General features: G+C 57.9%; 18 protein-coding genes. 12 read left to right on the forward strand and 6 right to left on the reverse strand.

What is annotated here, in order from left to right; genetic code table 11:
• Positions 1–94 precede the first annotated feature (94 nt).
• On the forward strand, positions 95–772 hold the full coding sequence (locus ACWJKU_RS02485; protein ID WP_454145451.1) for an MlaC/ttg2D family ABC transporter substrate-binding protein: 678 nt from the start codon (positions 95–97) through the stop codon (positions 770–772).
• Here the strand turns inward: ACWJKU_RS02485 and hemF are convergent.
• On the reverse strand, positions 767–1,675 hold the full coding sequence (hemF, locus tag ACWJKU_RS02490) for an oxygen-dependent coproporphyrinogen oxidase (protein WP_454145452.1): 909 nt from the start codon (positions 1,673–1,675) through the stop codon (positions 767–769). The genes ACWJKU_RS02485 and hemF overlap by 6 nt on opposite strands.
• 228 nt (positions 1,676–1,903) lie before the next feature.
• Here hemF and cmoB point away from each other — a divergent pair, with 228 nt between their 5' ends.
• Both cmoB and rimO read left to right on the forward strand, forming a co-directional pair.
• Positions 1,904–2,893, forward strand: a complete 990-nt coding sequence (gene cmoB, locus ACWJKU_RS02495; protein ID WP_454145453.1) for a tRNA 5-methoxyuridine(34)/uridine 5-oxyacetic acid(34) synthase CmoB — start codon at positions 1,904–1,906, stop codon at positions 2,891–2,893.
• A 65-nt stretch (positions 2,894–2,958) separates the two neighbouring features.
• The gene (rimO, locus tag ACWJKU_RS02500) at positions 2,959–4,281 is read left to right on the forward strand and encodes a 30S ribosomal protein S12 methylthiotransferase RimO (RefSeq protein ID WP_454145454.1); all 1,323 of its coding nucleotides are present in this window, start codon (positions 2,959–2,961) and stop codon (positions 4,279–4,281) included.
• Positions 4,282–4,337: 56 nt separating this feature from the next.
• Here the strand turns inward: rimO and ACWJKU_RS02505 are convergent, their stop codons facing one another.
• Both ACWJKU_RS02505 and ACWJKU_RS02510 read right to left on the reverse strand, forming a co-directional pair.
• Positions 4,338–4,823 (reverse strand): FKBP-type peptidyl-prolyl cis-trans isomerase, encoded by a 486-nt coding sequence (locus ACWJKU_RS02505; RefSeq protein WP_454145455.1) that lies wholly within the window; start codon positions 4,821–4,823, stop codon positions 4,338–4,340.
• A gap of 382 nt (positions 4,824–5,205) precedes the next feature.
• Entirely contained in the window at positions 5,206–5,424 is a 219-nt protein-coding gene (locus ACWJKU_RS02510; RefSeq protein ID WP_454145456.1) for a hypothetical protein, read from the reverse strand.
• Between the two features lie 279 nt (positions 5,425–5,703).
• On the opposite strand from ACWJKU_RS02510, the gene pcnB reads away from it, so the two are divergent.
• Genes pcnB through panC form a run of 4 tightly spaced genes read left to right on the forward strand, consistent with a single transcriptional unit; the run spans position 5,704 to position 9,198 of the window.
• A complete protein-coding gene (gene pcnB / locus ACWJKU_RS02515) occupies positions 5,704–7,005 on the forward strand; it encodes a polynucleotide adenylyltransferase PcnB (protein ID WP_454145457.1) in 1,302 nt (433 codons plus the stop codon).
• Complete coding sequence (gene folK / locus ACWJKU_RS02520; RefSeq protein ID WP_454145458.1) at positions 6,992–7,513, forward strand: 2-amino-4-hydroxy-6-hydroxymethyldihydropteridine diphosphokinase; 522 nt, start codon at positions 6,992–6,994, stop codon at positions 7,511–7,513. The genes pcnB and folK overlap by 14 nt, the downstream gene beginning before the upstream one ends.
• Complete coding sequence (panB, locus tag ACWJKU_RS02525) at positions 7,506–8,309, forward strand: 3-methyl-2-oxobutanoate hydroxymethyltransferase (protein WP_454145459.1); 804 nt, start codon at positions 7,506–7,508, stop codon at positions 8,307–8,309. Before folK ends, panB begins: the two co-directional genes overlap by 8 nt.
• 34 nt (positions 8,310–8,343) lie before the next feature.
• Positions 8,344–9,198, forward strand: a complete 855-nt coding sequence (panC, locus tag ACWJKU_RS02530; RefSeq protein ID WP_454145460.1) for a pantoate--beta-alanine ligase — start codon at positions 8,344–8,346, stop codon at positions 9,196–9,198.
• Positions 9,199–9,215: 17 nt separating this feature from the next.
• Here panC and ACWJKU_RS02535 read toward each other — a convergent pair whose 3' ends face one another.
• A complete protein-coding gene (locus tag ACWJKU_RS02535) occupies positions 9,216–10,148 on the reverse strand; it encodes a LysR family transcriptional regulator (RefSeq protein WP_454145461.1) in 933 nt (310 codons plus the stop codon).
• Between the two features lie 400 nt (positions 10,149–10,548).
• Between ACWJKU_RS02535 and ACWJKU_RS02540 the strand changes: the two genes are divergently transcribed.
• Positions 10,549–11,427, forward strand: coding sequence for a phosphoribulokinase (locus tag ACWJKU_RS02540; protein WP_454145462.1), 879 nt, complete (start codon positions 10,549–10,551; stop codon positions 11,425–11,427).
• Between the two features lie 48 nt (positions 11,428–11,475).
• Here ACWJKU_RS02540 and uvrD read toward each other — a convergent pair whose 3' ends face one another.
• Entirely contained in the window at positions 11,476–13,641 is a 2,166-nt protein-coding gene (gene uvrD, locus ACWJKU_RS02545; RefSeq protein ID WP_454145463.1) for a DNA helicase II, read from the reverse strand.
• A gap of 80 nt (positions 13,642–13,721) precedes the next feature.
• Between uvrD and ACWJKU_RS02550 the strand changes: the two genes are divergently transcribed.
• Positions 13,722–13,979 (forward strand): YgaP family membrane protein, encoded by a 258-nt coding sequence (locus ACWJKU_RS02550; protein WP_454145464.1) that lies wholly within the window; start codon positions 13,722–13,724, stop codon positions 13,977–13,979.
• A 413-nt stretch (positions 13,980–14,392) separates the two neighbouring features.
• Here ACWJKU_RS02550 and ACWJKU_RS02555 read toward each other — a convergent pair whose 3' ends face one another.
• Positions 14,393–14,569, reverse strand: a complete 177-nt coding sequence (locus ACWJKU_RS02555) for a hypothetical protein (RefSeq protein ID WP_454145465.1) — start codon at positions 14,567–14,569, stop codon at positions 14,393–14,395.
• A gap of 832 nt (positions 14,570–15,401) precedes the next feature.
• On the opposite strand from ACWJKU_RS02555, the gene mraZ reads away from it, so the two are divergent.
• Genes mraZ through ftsL form a run of 3 tightly spaced genes read left to right on the forward strand, consistent with a single transcriptional unit; the run spans position 15,402 to position 17,057 of the window.
• Positions 15,402–15,860: a division/cell wall cluster transcriptional repressor MraZ gene (gene mraZ / locus ACWJKU_RS02560; RefSeq protein WP_454145467.1), complete on the forward strand. Its 459-nt coding sequence runs from the start codon at positions 15,402–15,404 to the stop codon at positions 15,858–15,860.
• A complete protein-coding gene (rsmH, locus tag ACWJKU_RS02565) occupies positions 15,857–16,795 on the forward strand; it encodes a 16S rRNA (cytosine(1402)-N(4))-methyltransferase RsmH (protein WP_454145469.1) in 939 nt (312 codons plus the stop codon). The genes mraZ and rsmH overlap by 4 nt, the downstream gene beginning before the upstream one ends.
• Positions 16,796–16,799: 4 nt before the next feature.
• Positions 16,800–17,057, forward strand: a complete 258-nt coding sequence (gene ftsL, locus ACWJKU_RS02570; RefSeq protein ID WP_454145471.1) for a cell division protein FtsL — start codon at positions 16,800–16,802, stop codon at positions 17,055–17,057.
• Positions 17,058–17,071 lie beyond the last annotated feature (14 nt).

Below are 17,071 nucleotides of genomic sequence, written 5' to 3' on the forward strand. Positions count from 1 at the left end.
GGTTTATTGCGTGGGACACAAAGGAGCTTGGTAGTTTAGCGAATGCTGCCGAGTTATGATAAGAATATTAAAAGAAGTCAGCAGGAGTTTATAAATGAAATTTACCAAATCTTTCTTCGGCCTGGCGACTTGGGCCGCTGCATTGTCATTGCTGTTAAGCTTCTTGGGAGCGGCGGCATGGGCAGAGGAAGGATTGCTCCCTCCGCAGCAGGTCATCCAGCACAGCGCCGACGAACTGCAAACCACGCTGCAAAGGCCGGAGTACAAAAGCGATTTCAAGAAAGCCACGCGGTTCGTCGACAGCATCATCGAGCCGCACGTCGACTTCGACCGCGTATCGATGTTGATTTTGGGGAAGCATTGGAAGACCGCGACGCCCGAGCAAAAGGAACGTTTTAAAAAGGAATTCCGAATGCTTCTCGTGCGCACATATACCACCGCCTTTACCGAGTATGCCAATTGGAAAATCCGTTATCTGCCGTTGCAGATGAAGCCCGAGGATAAAAAGGTCATGGTTCGCACCGAGATCCTCCAGTCCGGCGCTCAGCCTGTGGCGGTCAACTACAGGATGGTGTTCACCAAGAACGACTGGAAGGTCTACGATGTATTGATCGAGGGTATCAGTTTGCTGCAGAACTATAGGGCCAGTTTTACCGATGAGGTTGCCCGCACCGGTTCCCTCGATCAATTGATTTTGCACCTTGCCGAACGCAACGCTACGGCAATGAAAGAACCTGTCGGGGTTAACGGCGGCGACAAGAGAGGTTCATAACCACTCTCTGGGTTTCAGGTAGTTCTTGTAAAGATTGTCTTCGGCGCTGCCTTCCTGCGGCTTCCAGTTATAGCGCCAATGCGCGACGGGGGGCAGGGACATCAGAATGGATTCCGTCCTGCCGCCCGATTGCAGCCCGAACAAGGTTCCCCGGTCATAAACCAGATTGAATTCGACGTACCGTCCGCGGCGATAGAGTTGGAAGTCGCGTTCCCGTTCGCCGTAGGGCGTGTCTTTTCGTTTTTGGACGATCGGTACATACGCCTGTATGTAGTGATCGCCGACGCTGCGCAAAAGCTCAAAGCAACGGTCAAATCCCCACTCGTTGAGGTCGTCGAAAAATAACCCTCCGACGCCGCGGGTTTCGTTGCGGTGCTTGAGGAAAAAGTATTCATCGCACCAGCGTTTGAACTTGGGATAAACCTCTTCCCCGAAAGGGAGACAGGCATCCCGGGCTACGGTATGCCAATAAACCGCATCTTCTTCGAACGGATAATAAGGCGTGAGGTCGAAGCCGCCGCCGAACCACCATACCGGCTCTTCGTTTTCTTTCTCCGCGAGGAAGAAGCGAACATTGGCATGAGAGGTCGGGACGTATGGATTCAGGGGGTGAATCACCAGGGATACGCCCACCGCCTGAAATGTCCGGCCGGCGAGCTCCGGCCGATGAGCCGTGGCGGAGGGCGGCAGATTCCGGCCGAAGACGTGGGAGAAATTGACGCCGCCTTGCTCGAAGGTCTTTCCGCCGCTCAATACGCGCGTTCTTCCGCCGCCGCCGCTACCGTATTGCCAAAGGTCTTCCAGGAATCGCGCCTCCGGTTCCTCGTTTTCCAGGGCGAGACAGATTCTGTCTTGGAGGTCTTGAAGATAAGCTTTAACTTGTAAGATGTCGGGTGTATTCATTCGGCGATCTTCCCTTAGAAGTCGATTGTGGATGGGAGTGCCCTGGGATGCTGTTTTGACCGTATTTCGAGCGCGCTTTACGGCTTTCTTCTCATATGAAAAACGTCCAGATTGTAGCACGGTGCAATAGGGATGTTGCCGTCCTGAAAAGCCATGAGCTCGATCGGGAACGTCGTGCGACGAAGTCCGGGGCGATTTCGGCGAAATGGCTGTACTCATTGAATAAAGATGCTTAATTGTCAGTTGGGCCGAAAGGCTTATGCGGGCCTGTTTTCGGGGCTTCGGCCGCCGTCGTTGCGTGCCTGGCTGGAGCGGTTGCCGCCCCGGTTGGAGGCGGTTTTCGCTTCCGGGCGGCATGGAGACTGGCCGGTTTGGCGGGCCGCGCTCGATTGCCTGCCCGCGGTCAAGGCATCCGAAGTCCGCTTAAATGCCGATAGCATCCTCATCGACGGCGAATGTGGCGAGGAGGAGCGGCGTCGGATCGAGAGTCTGCTGCGTCGGCTGCACCCTTGGCGAAAGGGGCCGTATACCCTTTACGGCGTTCATATCGATACCGAATGGCGCTCCGATCTTAAATGGCGCCGGCTGAAAGACCACATTCAGCCGCTCGGCGGCCGGACGGTATTGGACGTCGGTTGCGGAAACGGCTATCACGCCTGGCGGATGGCCGGATGCGGGGCTGAATGGGTGATCGGGATCGATCCGACGCTCTTGAGCGTCGCGCAGTTTCTGGCCGTCAAGCATTTTGCCGGCGATTTCCCGGTCTATGTGCTTCCCTTGGGCATAGAGGATGTTCCGCCGAATCTTCGTGCCTTCGATACCGTTTTTTCGATGGGAGTGCTCTATCACCGCCGTTCGCCGTTCGACCATCTTTTGGAACTCAAGAGTTGTCTCAGGCCCGGTGGCGAGTTGGTGCTTGAAACGTTGGTTGTCGAGGGCGAGTCGGGGCAGGTCTTGGTTCCCGAAGACCGCTATGCGCAGATGCGCAATGTGTGGTTCATTCCGTCTAGCGCCACTTTGCTGTCATGGCTGAGGCGATGCGGTTACCGGAACGGCCGAGTGATTGACGTCACAAGGACCACCGGCGACGAACAGCGCTCCACCGACTGGATGCGCTTTCAATCGCTGCCCGATTTTCTGGATCCGGTCAATCCGGAACTGACGATCGAAGGGTTGCCCGCGCCGGTGCGGGCAGTGTTCATCGCCGAGAGTCCTTAGAATCGGAAACCTCGACTGGGGTAAAATAGCTTTCATATCCTTATTTCTCCTTCGAACATTTCTTCATGAAAACGCCCCGTATCGGTTTCGTCAGCCTGGGTTGCCCCAAGGCGCTGGTAGATAGCGAGCGCATCCTGACCAAGTTGCGCGCGGAAGGGTACAGCCTTGTTCCCACCTATAAAGACGCGGATCTCGTCGTCGTGAATACCTGTGGATTCATCGACGCGGCGGTCGAGGAATCGCTGGATGCCATAGGCGAGGCACTGAAGGAGAACGGCAAAGTCGTGGTTACGGGTTGCCTGGGCGTTCGCGAAGGCGAAATTCGCGAACGCCACCCTCAGGTGCTGAAAGTTACCGGCGCTCATGCCTACGAAGAAGTCGTCGATGCGGTGCACGAGCATCTGCCGCCGCTCCATGATCCTTTTGTCGATCTGGTGCCGCCGGAAGGCATCAAGCTGACGCCGCGCCATTATGCTTATCTGAAGATTTCAGAGGGCTGCAATCATCGCTGTACGTTCTGCATCATTCCGAGCCTGCGCGGCGACCTGGTCAGCCGTCCCATCGGCGAGGTCATGGCCGAGGCGGAGCGTCTGGTGGCCGCGGGAGTGAAGGAATTGCTCGTCGTTTCGCAAGACACCAGCGCTTACGGCGTCGATTTGAAATACCGGGCCGGCTTCTGGGGCGGCCGTCCGCTGAAAACCCGCTTCTACGATTTGGCCAAGGCGCTGGGCGATCTCGGGGTTTGGATCCGCATGCACTATGTTTATCCCTACCCGCATGTGGATGAAGTGATGCCGCTCATGGCCGAGGGAAAAATCCTGCCGTATCTGGATATTCCGTTCCAGCACGCCAGTCCGCGAGTCCTGAAGCGGATGAAGCGTCCGGCGGCCGCCGAGAATACTGTGGCCCGGATCGCCGAGTGGCGGAGCGTCTGTCCGGAGGTTACGCTTCGAAGTACGTTCATCGTTGGTTTTCCGGGGGAAACCGAAGCGGATTTCGCGTGCCTGCTGGAATTTTTGCAAGAAGCCCGGCTCGACCGGGTCGGTTGCTTTGCTTACTCGCCCGTCAAGGGCGCGACCGCCAACGAATTGCCCGATCCGGTGCCGGAAGCCGTGAAAGAAGAGCGTCTTGCACGGTTCATGGACGTTCAGGCCCGAATCAGCGCCGACCGGCTGCAATCCAAGATCGGGCGGCGGGAGACCGTTTTAGTCGATGAGGTCGTGGACGAGGGAGCGGTCGCGCGCAGCCGGGCCGATGCGCCTGAAATTGATGGCCAGGTATTTATCGATGGAGCGACCCATCTGAAAGTGGGCGACTGGGTCGAAGTGGTTTTCGAAGACGCCGACGACCACGATTTGTGGGCGCACCTGGCGACCGAGACCCAATAGCCGTTCGGGCGGCTATCCGGCCGGAAAAGATAGCCGCCCTCGTACCGTCGATTCAATCAGCCGTGATGATGTCTGCCCGGGCCGTGCACGTGGCCGTGATCCAGTTCGTCGGGCGTGGCATCGCGGATTTCCGTGATTTCGACCTCGAAATTCAAAGTGAGGCCGGCCATCGGGTGATTGCCGTCCAGAACGACCTCGTCGTCGTCCACGCCGATTACCGTGAGTAGCTGAAGACCTTCCGGAGATTGCGCGTGGAACTGCATGCCCGGCAGTATTTCCTGCCCTTCTTCGAAGGCCGTTTTCGGCACCGACTGGATGAGATCGTCGTCGCGCAGGCCATAGGCGTCTTCCGGCGGAACGGCGACTTTGAGCTTGTCGCCCACGGCTCGGCCGGTCAGTGCGTTCTCCAGTCCGGGAATGATGTTGCCCATGCCGTGAATATAGGCCAGAGGACCATGATCCTTCGAGCTGTCGAGGATTTCACCGTCGTCGCTGGTGAGGGTGTAGTGAATGTGGACTACTTTGTGGGGTGACACTTGCATGAGAGAGCCTTGCTGGCGGGGTGGTTGAAGCGGTCATCATAACGATTTTTCGGCCTGGCAGACAGTGTTTCCGGATTTAAACGGTCGGCAAGGATGGCGCGGAGCCTGCCGAACGGCGGGTATCCGGGGGGGCGAGGATGGATATTTCGAACGACCCGAACCGGCCGCAAGGGATGCGATAGTCCCGGGCGGAGATTCGATGCGGGAACGAAGCGGCCGATCGGCGAAACGATAGCCGGCGAAAGGCCGGGGCCGCCGACCCGGATTGACTCATCGCGCCGTTACCGGTTTTTTCAGGGTGCAGAAAAACATTGCCGGCAAATCCTGCGGGAGATTCTCGTTTGCGATTACCCGATCTACGCGCAGCAGCTGCGCGTCGACGTCAAGCGAGAAAGCGGTAGGGCGATTTGGGCGATTTCTTGGGCTTGTCGGCGAGTTTTTTTTGCTCTTTTCGCTGTTCGCTGTAGATGAGGTACACGAAAAAGCCCATCAAGGCCGTTAACAGTCCGCATTTCAGTCGCAATAGAAAGTCGAGCTTCGCGATCCAGTGCGGATGCGAGAGGACGAATGCGTTCATATGGCTGAACCAGTTCTCAAACATAAGCACCACTCCTCGAAATGTCCGGGCGCACACGATCTTTTCTTAGAGTCGATGGCGCGCGCTTGTATCCGCAAGAATACAGCCGGCCCGTGCCGATGACCGGATTCGCACTTTGTTCTGTCATATTGAGGCAGAGCGCGGATGCGCGCATTGAGTGCGCCCGCCGGCTAAGGTAACATTCCGCCTTCTTTAAGGTCTAATAAACAAGATACGCCTCTGCCAATCTTCAACTTCGTCAAAAAGTTGTTCAAATTACCGCGGCCCAAACAGGAGGCGGCGGTGAGCGTCAGGATTTATCCGCGATCTGAACACATGATTTCCCGCTCGATGATCAGCGATAACGCGCTAAAGGTGCTGTATCGCCTGAAAAAATCCGGGCACCAGGCTTATTTGGTCGGCGGCTGCGTGCGCGACTTGCTTTTGGGGCGCGAGCCGAAGGATTTCGATGTGGTGACCAGCGCACACCCCGAAGAGATCAGAGCGATTTTCCGCAATTGCCGCTTGATCGGTCGGCGCTTCCGCCTCGCCCACGTACATTTCGGCGAGGAGATCATCGAGGTGGCCACCTTTCGCGGGCTGGCCGGCGAGGGGGGCCACGACGGGCGCGTCATCGAGAATGGCCGCATCCTTAGGGACAATGTCTACGGAACCATCGAAGAAGATGCATTCCGCCGGGATTTTACGGTCAATGCGCTGTATTACAACATCAACGATTTTTCCGTGGTGGATTATGTCGGGGGCATGGAGGATCATAAGGCCGGCATGCTGAGACTGATCGGCGACCCGGAACAACGGTATCGGGAAGATCCGGTGCGGATGCTGCGGGCGATACGCTTCTCCGTCAAGCTCGGGTTTACCATTCATCCGAGTTGCGCCGACCCGATCACCCGTTTGTCGAGCCTGCTCCAGGAAATTCCGCCGGCGCGCCTGTATGAAGAGGTGCTCAAGCTGTTCCTGTCCGGATACGCCGTGCAGACTTTCGAGCAGCTCAGGCATTATCGTTTGTTCGCCGCCCTGTTTCCCGAGACGGAGAGATGTCTGGCCAGGCAGCAGCAGGGGTTTCCGCTGACCTTCCTGGCCAAGGCCCTCGAGCGTACCGACCAGCGCGTGCAGGACAGCAAGCCGGTGGCGCCGTATTTTCTGTTTGCGGCGCTGTTGTGGGAGCCGGTCAGGGCGCGCGCGCAAGCCCGAATCAAGGCCGGAGAGGGCGATATTCTGGCCTATCAGGAAGCCTCCGGCGAGGTGACCGCGAATCAGGTCCGTTATACCGCCTTTCCTCGCACGGCGAGCCTGCCGGCCCGCGAGGTGTGGACCTTGCAGCCGCGATTCGAGCGGATCGCCGGGGTGCGGCCGTTTCGTTTGCTGGCCCATCCCCGTTTTCGTGCCGCTTACGATTTCTTGTTGCTCCGGGCCGAAACCGGAGAAGCCGAGCCGTCGCTCGCCGAATGGTGGACTCGATTCCAGCAAGCGGGAGAAGCCGAACGGAAAGCCATGACCGCTCCCGGTCGGCGCCGTTCCGGCAGATCCCGGTCGCGTAAACGCAGATCCCGGGCTGAACCTCCCGCCGATGTTTCCGTCTGAATATTCCGAGCGACTCGACGAGGTGACGGCTTATATCGGCCTGGGCGCCAACTTGGGCGATGCCATCGAGGCGATCCGATCGGCGCGCTCGGCCATCGGCCGGGTCGCAGGCATCCGGGAATCGGCTTTTTCGAGCCTTTATCGCAGCGCTCCCATGGGCCCGGCCGATCAACCCGATTATGTGAATGCCGTGATGTCGGTCGAAACGACATTGAAGCCGCTGGATTTGTTGCGTGAACTTCAGGCCATCGAGACGGCTCATGGACGGGTGCGCAAGGGCGAGCGCTGGGGACCTAGGACGCTGGATCTGGATTTGCTGCTATTCGGGCGCGAAAGGATGGCGAGTGAGGTGCTGACGGTGCCTCATCCGGGCATCGCGGACCGCGAATTCGTGCTTTATCCGCTTCAGGAAATCGCACCGGATCTCGATGTTCCCGGCAAAGGTCCGCTGGCCGATCTGGTTCGGAAGTGTCCGCGGCGAGGATTGCAGGTGATCGGGCATGCTTGATTCGGTCAAGAGTTTGACGATTCCGGATTTGGCGGCAATGAAGGCGCGAGATGAAAAAATCGTGGCTCTTACCGCTTACGATGCCAGCTTTGCCGGAGCCATCGACGAAGCCGGCGTCGATCTGGTTCTGGTCGGCGATTCCCTGGGCATGGTCGTGCAAGGGCAATCGACGACATTGCCGGTGACCCTGGACGACATGATCTACCATACCCGGTGCGTGGCGCGGGGAGTTCGCCGCGCCGTAGTGGCGGCGGACATGCCGTTCGCCAGTTACGCGGAGCCGGCGCAGGCGATCGACGGCGCGGCCCGCCTGATTCGCGCGGGGGCGCACATGGTCAAGATCGAGGGCGGGCGAAAGCGGGCCGAGATCGTTCGCGCCTTGGTGGAGCAGGATATTCCGGTCTGCGGCCATCTGGGGTTGCTGCCTCAATCGGTTCACCGGATCGGCGGCTATCTTGTGCAGGGGAAGGACGAGAGAGCCGCACGAGCCATTCTGGACGACGCCATGATCCTTCAAGATGCGGGGATCAGTCTTTTGGTGCTCGAATGCGTGCCGGCGGCCTTGGCCGGCGAGATTACGGCGGCTCTCGACGTTTCCACCATAGGCATAGGCGCGGGTCCCGGCTGCGGCGGCCAGATTCTGGTGTCGTACGACATGCTCGGCATCACGCCGGGCAAGCGTCCCAAGTTCTCGAAAAATTTTCTTCAGGGCGCCGAAGATATCCCGTCGGCTATCCGGCATTACGCGGACGCTGTGAGATCGGGCCGATTTCCGGCATCGGACCACAGTTTTTAGCGGTTCTTTCGGCGAACGATACCTCGGGGCCATCATGCTCATTGTCGAATCCATCAGCGCTTTGCGCCAAACCGTGCGGGAGTGGCGATCGAAAGATCTTTCCGTGGCTTTCGTGCCGACCATGGGAAACCTGCATGATGGGCATTTGCACCTTGTCCGCGAGGCGAAGCAGCTCGCCGATCGGGTGGTGGCGAGCGTTTTCGTCAACCCGACGCAGTTCTCTCCGGGCGAAGATTTCGATGCCTACCCGCGAACGCCCGCCGAGGATGCGGAAAAGCTTCGCGGCGCGGCGGCCGATCTTCTATTCATGCCTTCGGCGGCCGAGCTGTATCCGGCGGGCTCCGAAGCGGCGACCTTCGTCGAAGTGCCGGGTTTGTCCGACGAGCTTTGCGGCCGGTTCAGGCCGGGGCATTTCCGGGGCGTCGCCACCATCGTCTGCAAGCTGTTCAATTTGGTGCAGCCGGATGTCGCCTTGTTCGGCGAGAAGGATTGCCAGCAGTTGTTGGTTATTCGCCGCATGGTGGCGGATCTTGATTTTCCGGTACGCATTCACGCCGTCCCGACCGTCAGGGAGCCGAGCGGACTGGCGATGAGTTCCCGGAACGCGTATCTCACGACCGAGCAGAAGGAGCAAGCGGCTGCCTTGTATCGCTGTCTTTGCCGCGCGGCGGAGGCTATTGGTCGTGGCGACACGGATTTCCGGCGAATCGAGCGGCAGCAGCTCGAAACGTTGGAGGCGGCCGGTTTTCGCCCCGATTATTTCAGCGTTCGGCGCGAATCCGATCTGGCTCCGGCAGGGCCGGACGATGTCCGTCTCGTCATTCTGGCGGCAGCCTGGCTGGGCAAGGCCCGCCTGATCGACAATATCCGGCTGGCTTGTCCGGGCTGAGCCAGGGCAACCGATACTTATCCGCCGCCCAGGGCGGCTTTGATGATGTCGCTTTTGACGAAGCGGCCGGCTTCATTGCGGACGAATTCCTCGAACTCCCGAGCCACCGCCGACAGCCGCTTGCCGGCTCGATGCACGATGTACCATTGGCGCATGATCGGAAAAAATTCCGCATCCAAAACGACCACCCGGCCGTCTTCCAGTTCGCGCTCTATGGTGTGTATCGAAACGATGCCGAGACCGAGCCCTTCTTCGACGCCTTGCTTGATCGCGCCGTTGGTATTCATTTCCACGCTGGCGGAAATTTGCACGCCTTTTTCCGACAGGAAGCGCTCGACGGCATTGCGGGTGCCGGAACCTTGTTCTCGCATGATGAAAGTCTCGTGGCTGAGCTCGCTCAGCGAGATGCCTTTTTTGCCGGCCAAGGGATGATTGGCGGGAGCGATGATAACTAACGGATTGTCCATAAACGCCTCTGCCGCCAAATCTTGATCCTCCGGCGGCTGGCCCATCAGGATGATGTCGGCTTCGTTGTCGTCCAGTTGCTGCAGCAGCCCTTTGCGGTTGGTGACTTTGAAGCTGACCTTGACCTTGGGATAGCGCCGGCAGAAGTCGGCCAAAAGGCGAATCGCGAAATAATGCACGGTACTGGCGACCGATACGCCCAAACGCCCGCCTTCCGTGCCTTTCAATTCTTCCACCAGTTGTTCGGCTTCTTCCAGTTGCAACGAGATGGTGCGGCTCAGCCGGTACAATTCTTCGCCGGCCCGGGTCAAATAGATCTTTTTGCCCAATCGCTCGAATAAGGGCAAACCGATGACGTCTTCGAACTGTTTGATTTGCATCGAAACGGCGGGTTGAGTCAGATAAAGCTCCTCTGCCGCACGGGTGAAGCTCAAGCGCCGCGCCACTCTCTCAAAGACTTTCAATTGTCGAAGCGTAATGTTCATGGTCTCGCGCCAGTACGCGATCAATAAAGAATTATTTATCTTTAAAGTATGGACTCGCTGCTTCTTCTTATGCAATATCTTCAAACAGGTATCCGGCCTGTAACGACAGGATAAATAGGCATCGTAAATCCTTTAAGATTCGGCAAACGGCAGCGCTTCGGCGCGAACGGGCTCTCGATCATCGTTGCCGTAAAACGATTGCGCCGGCCATCGGAACGTTTTCAGGGAGGGGCGGTGAGATTCTCGTAGACATGGGCTGCACTCTGCGCTATGTCGTCGTGACGGCTTCCTGCCGCTGGTTACGCCAGATCGGATGCAGTCCGCCGAGAATCCCGACAAGCGTTACAGCCCGCGGGCGCGCCTGTGCGGTTAGAATTATCAAATAAGGAGGAAGTATCTCATGTCCAAGAAGCATCCTGTCATTGCCGTCACGGGGTCATCCGGCGCTGGCACGACCACCGTCAAGCAGGCGTTCGAACACCTGTTCTTCCGGCTGAACATCAAGCCGGCGGTGGTGGAAGGCGATAGTTTTCACCGGTACGACCGTGTCGAAATGCGTAGCCATATCGCCAGTGCTCAAGCGGAAGGCCGGCATTTCAGCCACTTCGCAGTCGAGGCGAATCTGCTCGAAGAGTTGGAGGGATTGTTCCGGCAGTATGGCGAAACCGGCACCGGCAAGCGCCGCTACTATATCCACAACGAAGAGGAAGGACAGCTGCTGGGCGGATACAAACCGGGCACTTTTACGCCGTGGAGCGATATCCCGGCAGGTACGGATTTGTTGTTCTACGAGGGCCTGCACGGCGCCGTGAAGAACGAGGCCGTGAACATCCCGCAATATGCGGATCTCGTGGTTGGCGTGGTTCCCATCGTCAATCTGGAATGGATTCAGAAAATCCACCGGGACACCGCGGAGCGCGGCTATAAACCGGAAGACGTGACCGACACGATTCTGCGCCGCATGTACGATTACGTGAATGTCATCACTCCGCAGTTCTCGCAGACGGATATCAATTTCCAGCGGGTGCCTCTGGTCGATACCTCGAACCCGTTCATCGCACGGGATATTCCGACGCCGGACGAGAGCCTCGTGATCATCCGCTTCAAGAATCCGCGCAAATTTACCGTGGATTTCCAGAATCTTCTGGCGATGATCAAGGATTCGTTCATGTCCCGCTACAACTCCATCGTCGTGCCGGGCGGCAAGATGGGGCTCGCCATGGAAATCATTTTCCGTCCCATCCTCGAGCGGATGATGGAAGAGAAGAAAAGGGCCTGATCGACAGGATTTCAGCGGGCCGTAAGGTTTGCGCCGATGCGGCCTTTTTCAAGGCCGCTGCAAATTGGCGTAGGCGAGCATCAGCCATTTCGTGCCGGATTCGGCAAAATTCACCTGAACCCTGGCCTGGCTGCCTTCACCTTCATACTGAAGGACGACGCCTTCGCCGAATTTTGCGTGGCGCACGCGCTGTCCCAGTCTGAAAACATTGCCGTTGTCGGCGATGCCCGATGACGGCTGCGGCGCGGCCATCGGCCGGCCGATGCTGCCGCGTATGCGCACCTCTTGTAGGTGCTCGGACGGAATCTCCCGCAAGAACCGCGAGGGCCGGGGATAAGTTTCTTTGCCGTACAGACGGCGGGTTTCCGCATGGGTCAGGTAAAGCTTGCGTTTCGCGCGGGTGATGCCGACGTAGCAAAGGCGGCGTTCTTCCTCCAGACGTCCAGGTTCTTCCAGCGATTGCAGGCTGGGGAACAATCCTTCCTCCAATCCGGCGATGAACACCAGTTCGAACTCCAATCCCTTGGCCGCATGCAGAGTCATGAGCTGTACGCAATCCTCGAAATTGTCGCCTTGATTCTCGCCGGCCTCCAGCGCGGCGTGGGACAGAAACTGGTCGAGCCTGGAAAGCTCCGTATCCAGTTGCGGTTCGTATTCGAACTGGCGTGCGGCGTTGATCAATTCGTCCAGGTTTTCGAGGCGCGCTTCGGCTTGTTCGCCTTTTTCCTTTTCGTAATGGGCCCGGAGGCCGGAGGCGGGGACAACGTGCTGCACCAGTTCCCAAAGGGAGGATTCGGCGGTGTCTCGGGCTATGGTCTCGATCAATTGCAGGAAGCCGGCTAATGGCGTTCGGGCTCGGCCGGGCAGTGCGGCGTCGCGGCACAGCGTTTCCGCCGCCTGCCAGAGGGAGCAGCGCTCCGCGCGGGCGACGTCGCGGATCAGATCGATCGTTTTGGCGCCGATGCCGCGCACGGGCGTATTGACGACGCGCTCGAACGAGGGGTCGTCATGACGGTTGGCGATCAAGCGAAGATAAGCGAGAGCGTCCTTGATTTCGGCCCGCTCGAAGAAGCGGAGCCCGCCATAGACCCGATACGGTATGCCCATGGCCAGCAATTTTTCTTCGAACTGGCGGGATTGGGCATTGGAGCGATAGAGGATGGCCGCGTCGCGGCGGGTGTTGCCTTCCTGGACCCACTGCTTGATCCGCTCGGCCACGAAATAAGCCTCTTCCTGCTCGTTGAAGGCGGCGTAGACCGAAATCGGCTCGCCGACGCCGCCGTCGGTCCATAAGGTTTTTCCGAGTCTGCTTTCGTTGTTGGCGATCAGGGCGTTCGCCGCATTCAATATGTTGCCGGTGGAGCGGTAGTTCTGTTCGAGCCGGATCAGCCGGTGGCCGGGATAATCCTTCTGGAATTTATGGAGATTTTCGACTTTCGCGCCGCGCCAGCTATAGATGGACTGATCGTCGTCGCCCACCGCGAACAGATTCTCGCGCTCGTGAGTCAAGAGCCGCAGCCAGGCGTATTGAATCCGGTTGGTGTCCTGAAATTCGTCGACCAGCACGTGATGGAAGCGATTCTGATAATGTTCCAGCACTTCAGGCGTGTCGCGCAGGAATTCATGAGCGCGCAGCAGCAGTTCGGCGAAATCCACCAGACCGGACCGCTCGCAGATTTCCTCGTAAGCCAGATAGATGCGCTGCATCTGTTTTTGGAACGGATCGTACGATTCCGGCAGATGGCGGGCTCGGCGTCCTTCTTCTTTATGTGCGTTGATGAACCACTGCACTTGGCGCGCCGGCCAGCGCGCCTCGTCCAGATCGAGGGTTTTGAGCAGGCGCCGGATGAGTCGGTACTGGTCGTCCGAATCGAGGATTTGGAAGGCCTCCGGCAACCCCGCTTCCTTGGCGTGGCGGCGCAGCAGTCGGTGTGCGAGCCCGTGAAAGGTGCCGACCCACAGGCTTTGAGCGGAAATGTTCAGCAGACCTTCGATGCGCCCGCGCATCTCGCTCGCCGCCTTGTTGGTGAAAGTGACCGCCAGAATGCCGTGGGGCGACGTGCCTTCCACCTGCATCAGCCAGGCGATGCGATGTACGAGAACTCGGGTCTTGCCGCTGCCCGCGCCGGCCAATACCAGAAGAGCGGGAGATGAAGACGTGACCGCCTCGCGCTGAGCCGGGTTCAAGGAGTCGATAATTGGGGTAATATCCATGGTGCTATTTTACTGGAATCGGCTTGCGCGATTGACATGAAGCTTGCACAATCGCTTCTCTTTGAGAGAGGAGGTTAGCGATGAGTTTCGATATAAAAAAAATGGCCAAACGCGAGCTCAACGTCGGGCTTAAAGACCAAAAAATCCGCTACGGCGTCGGCATAGGATTGACGTTGATTTCAGTTTTTCTGGCCAATATCCCGCTGTTGATCGTGGGCAGTATTCTACTGGCTTCCGCGCGTCTTCGCTGGTGCCCGGTTTATTCCGGCTTGGGCAGGAGTACTGTAGATCCGACCGAGGAGCAGGCCAGTTCCGCCGGTGGCGCGGGTCATCATTAGATCGCCTGTCTCGCCGGCCGGTCTCGATACCCTGCGGCGCAAGGATGCGCCGAGAGGCTTGTACCGCCAGGCCCCGGCGTCATGGAGCGTCAAGTGTCAGAAGATAGTTAAACCCGGTGGTCCGGCGCGCCCGCAAATCCGCTCGGGTGCCGTGCTCGTCCCATTTCGCCGCTCCGTCAGCAGACAATCCTGAAAAGGATTATCGTCATCGGTCTAGGCTTTGGATGAAGGCCTTTGACGAACGATGAATTCGTCAGGTTGAACGCCGAATATCTTTAAAACCTTATCGTTGCCTTATTCCCTTCCGAATTCCGGATTTCCTGTCAGGGATTCCGTGCGTATTACCGCGCTTCTGTTCGAAAAGCCGCTGGTCCTCTGTTTGTGCCCGCTATCGGCGTAAGGCCGGAAGGTCTTCATTTTCCGCCCGCCAGATCCGTCGATCCGTTTTTTTCTGCTTGCCGAATATTGGCTTCCTGCGACTGCCGCATCGTTTTTAAGCGTTGCGGGCATACGATGGCGGTTGCGAGAGAGGAAATGAGCTTCTGTGTTTGCTCGTAAAATAGTTTCCTGATAGGAACTAATGTTTGCATCGTATTGCTAATTGTAAACAAAAAGCGGTGATATATGATGGAGTCGCTGGCGCCGGTATGTCGGCTAACCATTCGAAGGAGAACCAAATGATCACAATAACTTGGGTTGAGATCTTGTTAATGGGTTTGCTTGCGACTTCTCTTGCGTTCTCGATCAGGTTCTGCGTCCGCAACTATACGAAAGCCTCTCGGGAAGGCATCCGGTTTATAAGGAGAGAGGTGAAATAACCTCCCTTTCCTTCGAAATTCGAGCCTGCGGCAGTTTTTCGTGTTTATGACCGATTCCTGCAATCTTTTTTCTCGGAGGGCAGAACCGACGGTTCCATCCTCCGGGAAAAGCTTTTCCGTGCCCGGTTGATGGGTTCGTCCGGGATCTCGATCGCTGCCGGCGCACGCCGGTTTCATTCAGGTTTGACCTTCAGGCTGTCCGGCGAGGCCGGCAGTCGGGAGTACCCAGTCCGCAAGCGGCGCCCCGCGTCTTCGCTACGCCCATCTCTGCCGGTTCGATGAATTCGGGGCGATTCGCTCCGGAGTGACGGTCTTTTCCGGTTCGGCGGTCGCCGTATTCGTGGGCCGGGCGGGCAGGACCGCCGTCTCTGCAATCCTCGTCGGGTCGATCGATCGTCGATTTCTGCCGAATTCTTTATAAATCTTTGATGTATATAGATTATATTCTGCTCGAGCCGGCTTCGGCCAGGCTTGTCCGGGCGATGTCGTTGCTGCGAAAAAATAATGAGGAATCTTGCTTGACTTGGCTGCGGATGATTTCTATATTCCATTCAGGTGGTGATAAGTGGAAAAAAATGGAGCCTAATGGAGATAGGGGGATTTCTTGTTTCGAGGCGTCAATTCCATCAATCTCGACGAGAAAGGTCGTCTAGCCATGCCCACCCGTTATCGGGCGGAGCTGAGCGAGAATTGCGACGGCCAATTGGTCGTGACGGTTGGTTTGGACAAATGCCTTCTGCTTTATCCGCTTCCCGAGTTTGAAGAGATCGAACGCAAGCTTGTGAAGCTACCCTCTCTAAATAAACAGGCAAAACGATTGCAGCGGTTGCTGATTGGTCATGCGACCGAATGTGAGATGGACGGTCAGGGGCGATTTTTGATTTCCGAGCCTCTGAGAAAGTTCGCCGGTTTGGAAAAGCGCGTGGCGCTGATCGGTCAAGGCAATAAATTCGAGATTTGGGACGAGGATTCCTGGAATACCTGTCGCGATGAGTGGATTGAGGAAGAGAGTCTGGAGAGTTTAGAAGACCTGTCGCCCGAGTTGGGATCGTTGGCGCTGTGACTCTGGACGCTCGGACGCACCGGCCGGTCATGCTGGCTGAAGTGCTGGATGGTTTGGCGCTGAAACCCGACGGATTATACGTCGACTGCACGTTCGGCCGTGGCGGACATAGCGCCGCGATTCTCGATCGCTTGGGCGGAGAGGGAAGGCTGCTGGCTTTGGATAAAGACCCCGAGGCCGTGGCTTCCGAACAGGCCAGACGACTGATGACGGATTCGCGGTTTGCGCTCGAGCACGGCAGCTATGCCGGTCTGCGCGAATATGCGGAACGCCGCGCGTGGTCGGGGCGTGTCTCCGGGGTGTTGATGGACCTGGGCGTGTCTTCGCCTCAACTGGATGAGGCGAATCGAGGGTTCAGCTTTATGCGCGATGGCCCTTTGGATATGCGCATGGATACTAGCCGAGGGATGACGGCGGCCGCATGGCTCGCGGATGCGTCCGAGAGCGAGTTGGCCAGCGTGCTTCGGGATTACGGCGAAGAGCGTTATGCCGGCCGCATTGCCCGGGCAATCCTCGACGGGCGATCGAGAGGCCCGATCGCATCCACGCGTCAGTTGGTCGATATCATCGAAAAGGCCGTTCCTACGCGAGAAAGAGGCAAGCATCCGGCAACCCGAAGTTTCCAGGCGATCCGCATTTTCATCAATCGAGAACTGGACGAGCTTGAACGGGGATTGCGGGAGGCCACGGATGTGCTGAGACCCGGCGGACGATTGGTGGTCATCGCCTTTCATTCCTTGGAGGATCGGATCGTGAAGCGATTTATGCGTAATGAGGAGCGCGGAGAGGCGGTGCCCTCGCATTTTCCTTTGCATCCTGCGGCCAAACCCGGGCGACTGAGGCGCATCGGCAAAGCCCGAATGCCGGAATCGGAAGAAATCAGAGACAATCCGCGCGCTCGCAGTGCGGTGTTGCGCGTGGCAGAGCGTCTCTAAGACCATGAGATTTCTGCTGATATTGCTCGCGATAGCGGTGGCCTCCGCCTTGTGCGTCGTATATACCAAGTATCGATCGAGAATGTTGTTCGCCGAAATACAGCGACTGGAACAGGAGTTGGATGCCTATGACGAGGAATGGGGACAGTTGCAGCTTGAACAAAATACCTGGGCCGAGCACAGCCGTATCGAGAAATTGGCGCACGGCCGCTTGGGCATGCTATTGCCCGCCAGAGAATCAGTCATTTATATCAAACCTTAGACGTCGCGCCGAAA

It is taken from the genome of Methylocaldum sp. MU1018, assembly GCF_053646775.1.

Bases quoted from the DNA above. Each gene is read 5' to 3' on its own strand.
- ACWJKU_RS02485 (WP_454145451.1), top strand. From the start codon at position 95: ATGAAATTTACCAAATCTTTCTTCGGCCTGGCGACTTGGGCCGCTGCA.
- hemF (WP_454145452.1), bottom strand. From the start codon at position 1,675: ATGAATACACCCGACATCTTACAAGTTAAAGCTTATCTTCAAGACCTC.
- cmoB (WP_454145453.1), top strand. From the start codon at position 1,904: ATGCTTAATTGTCAGTTGGGCCGAAAGGCTTATGCGGGCCTGTTTTCG.
- rimO (WP_454145454.1), top strand. From the start codon at position 2,959: ATGAAAACGCCCCGTATCGGTTTCGTCAGCCTGGGTTGCCCCAAGGCG.
- ACWJKU_RS02505 (WP_454145455.1), bottom strand. From the start codon at position 4,823: ATGCAAGTGTCACCCCACAAAGTAGTCCACATTCACTACACCCTCACC.
- ACWJKU_RS02510 (WP_454145456.1), bottom strand. From the start codon at position 5,424: ATGTTTGAGAACTGGTTCAGCCATATGAACGCATTCGTCCTCTCGCAT.
- folK (WP_454145458.1), top strand. From the start codon at position 6,992: ATGTTTCCGTCTGAATATTCCGAGCGACTCGACGAGGTGACGGCTTAT.
- panB (WP_454145459.1), top strand. From the start codon at position 7,506: ATGCTTGATTCGGTCAAGAGTTTGACGATTCCGGATTTGGCGGCAATG.
- panC (WP_454145460.1), top strand. From the start codon at position 8,344: ATGCTCATTGTCGAATCCATCAGCGCTTTGCGCCAAACCGTGCGGGAG.
- ACWJKU_RS02535 (WP_454145461.1), bottom strand. From the start codon at position 10,148: ATGAACATTACGCTTCGACAATTGAAAGTCTTTGAGAGAGTGGCGCGG.
- ACWJKU_RS02540 (WP_454145462.1), top strand. From the start codon at position 10,549: ATGTCCAAGAAGCATCCTGTCATTGCCGTCACGGGGTCATCCGGCGCT.
- uvrD (WP_454145463.1), bottom strand. From the start codon at position 13,641: ATGGATATTACCCCAATTATCGACTCCTTGAACCCGGCTCAGCGCGAG.
- ACWJKU_RS02550 (WP_454145464.1), top strand. From the start codon at position 13,722: ATGAGTTTCGATATAAAAAAAATGGCCAAACGCGAGCTCAACGTCGGG.
- ACWJKU_RS02555 (WP_454145465.1), bottom strand. From the start codon at position 14,569: ATGCAAACATTAGTTCCTATCAGGAAACTATTTTACGAGCAAACACAG.
- ftsL (WP_454145471.1), top strand. From the start codon at position 16,800: ATGAGATTTCTGCTGATATTGCTCGCGATAGCGGTGGCCTCCGCCTTG.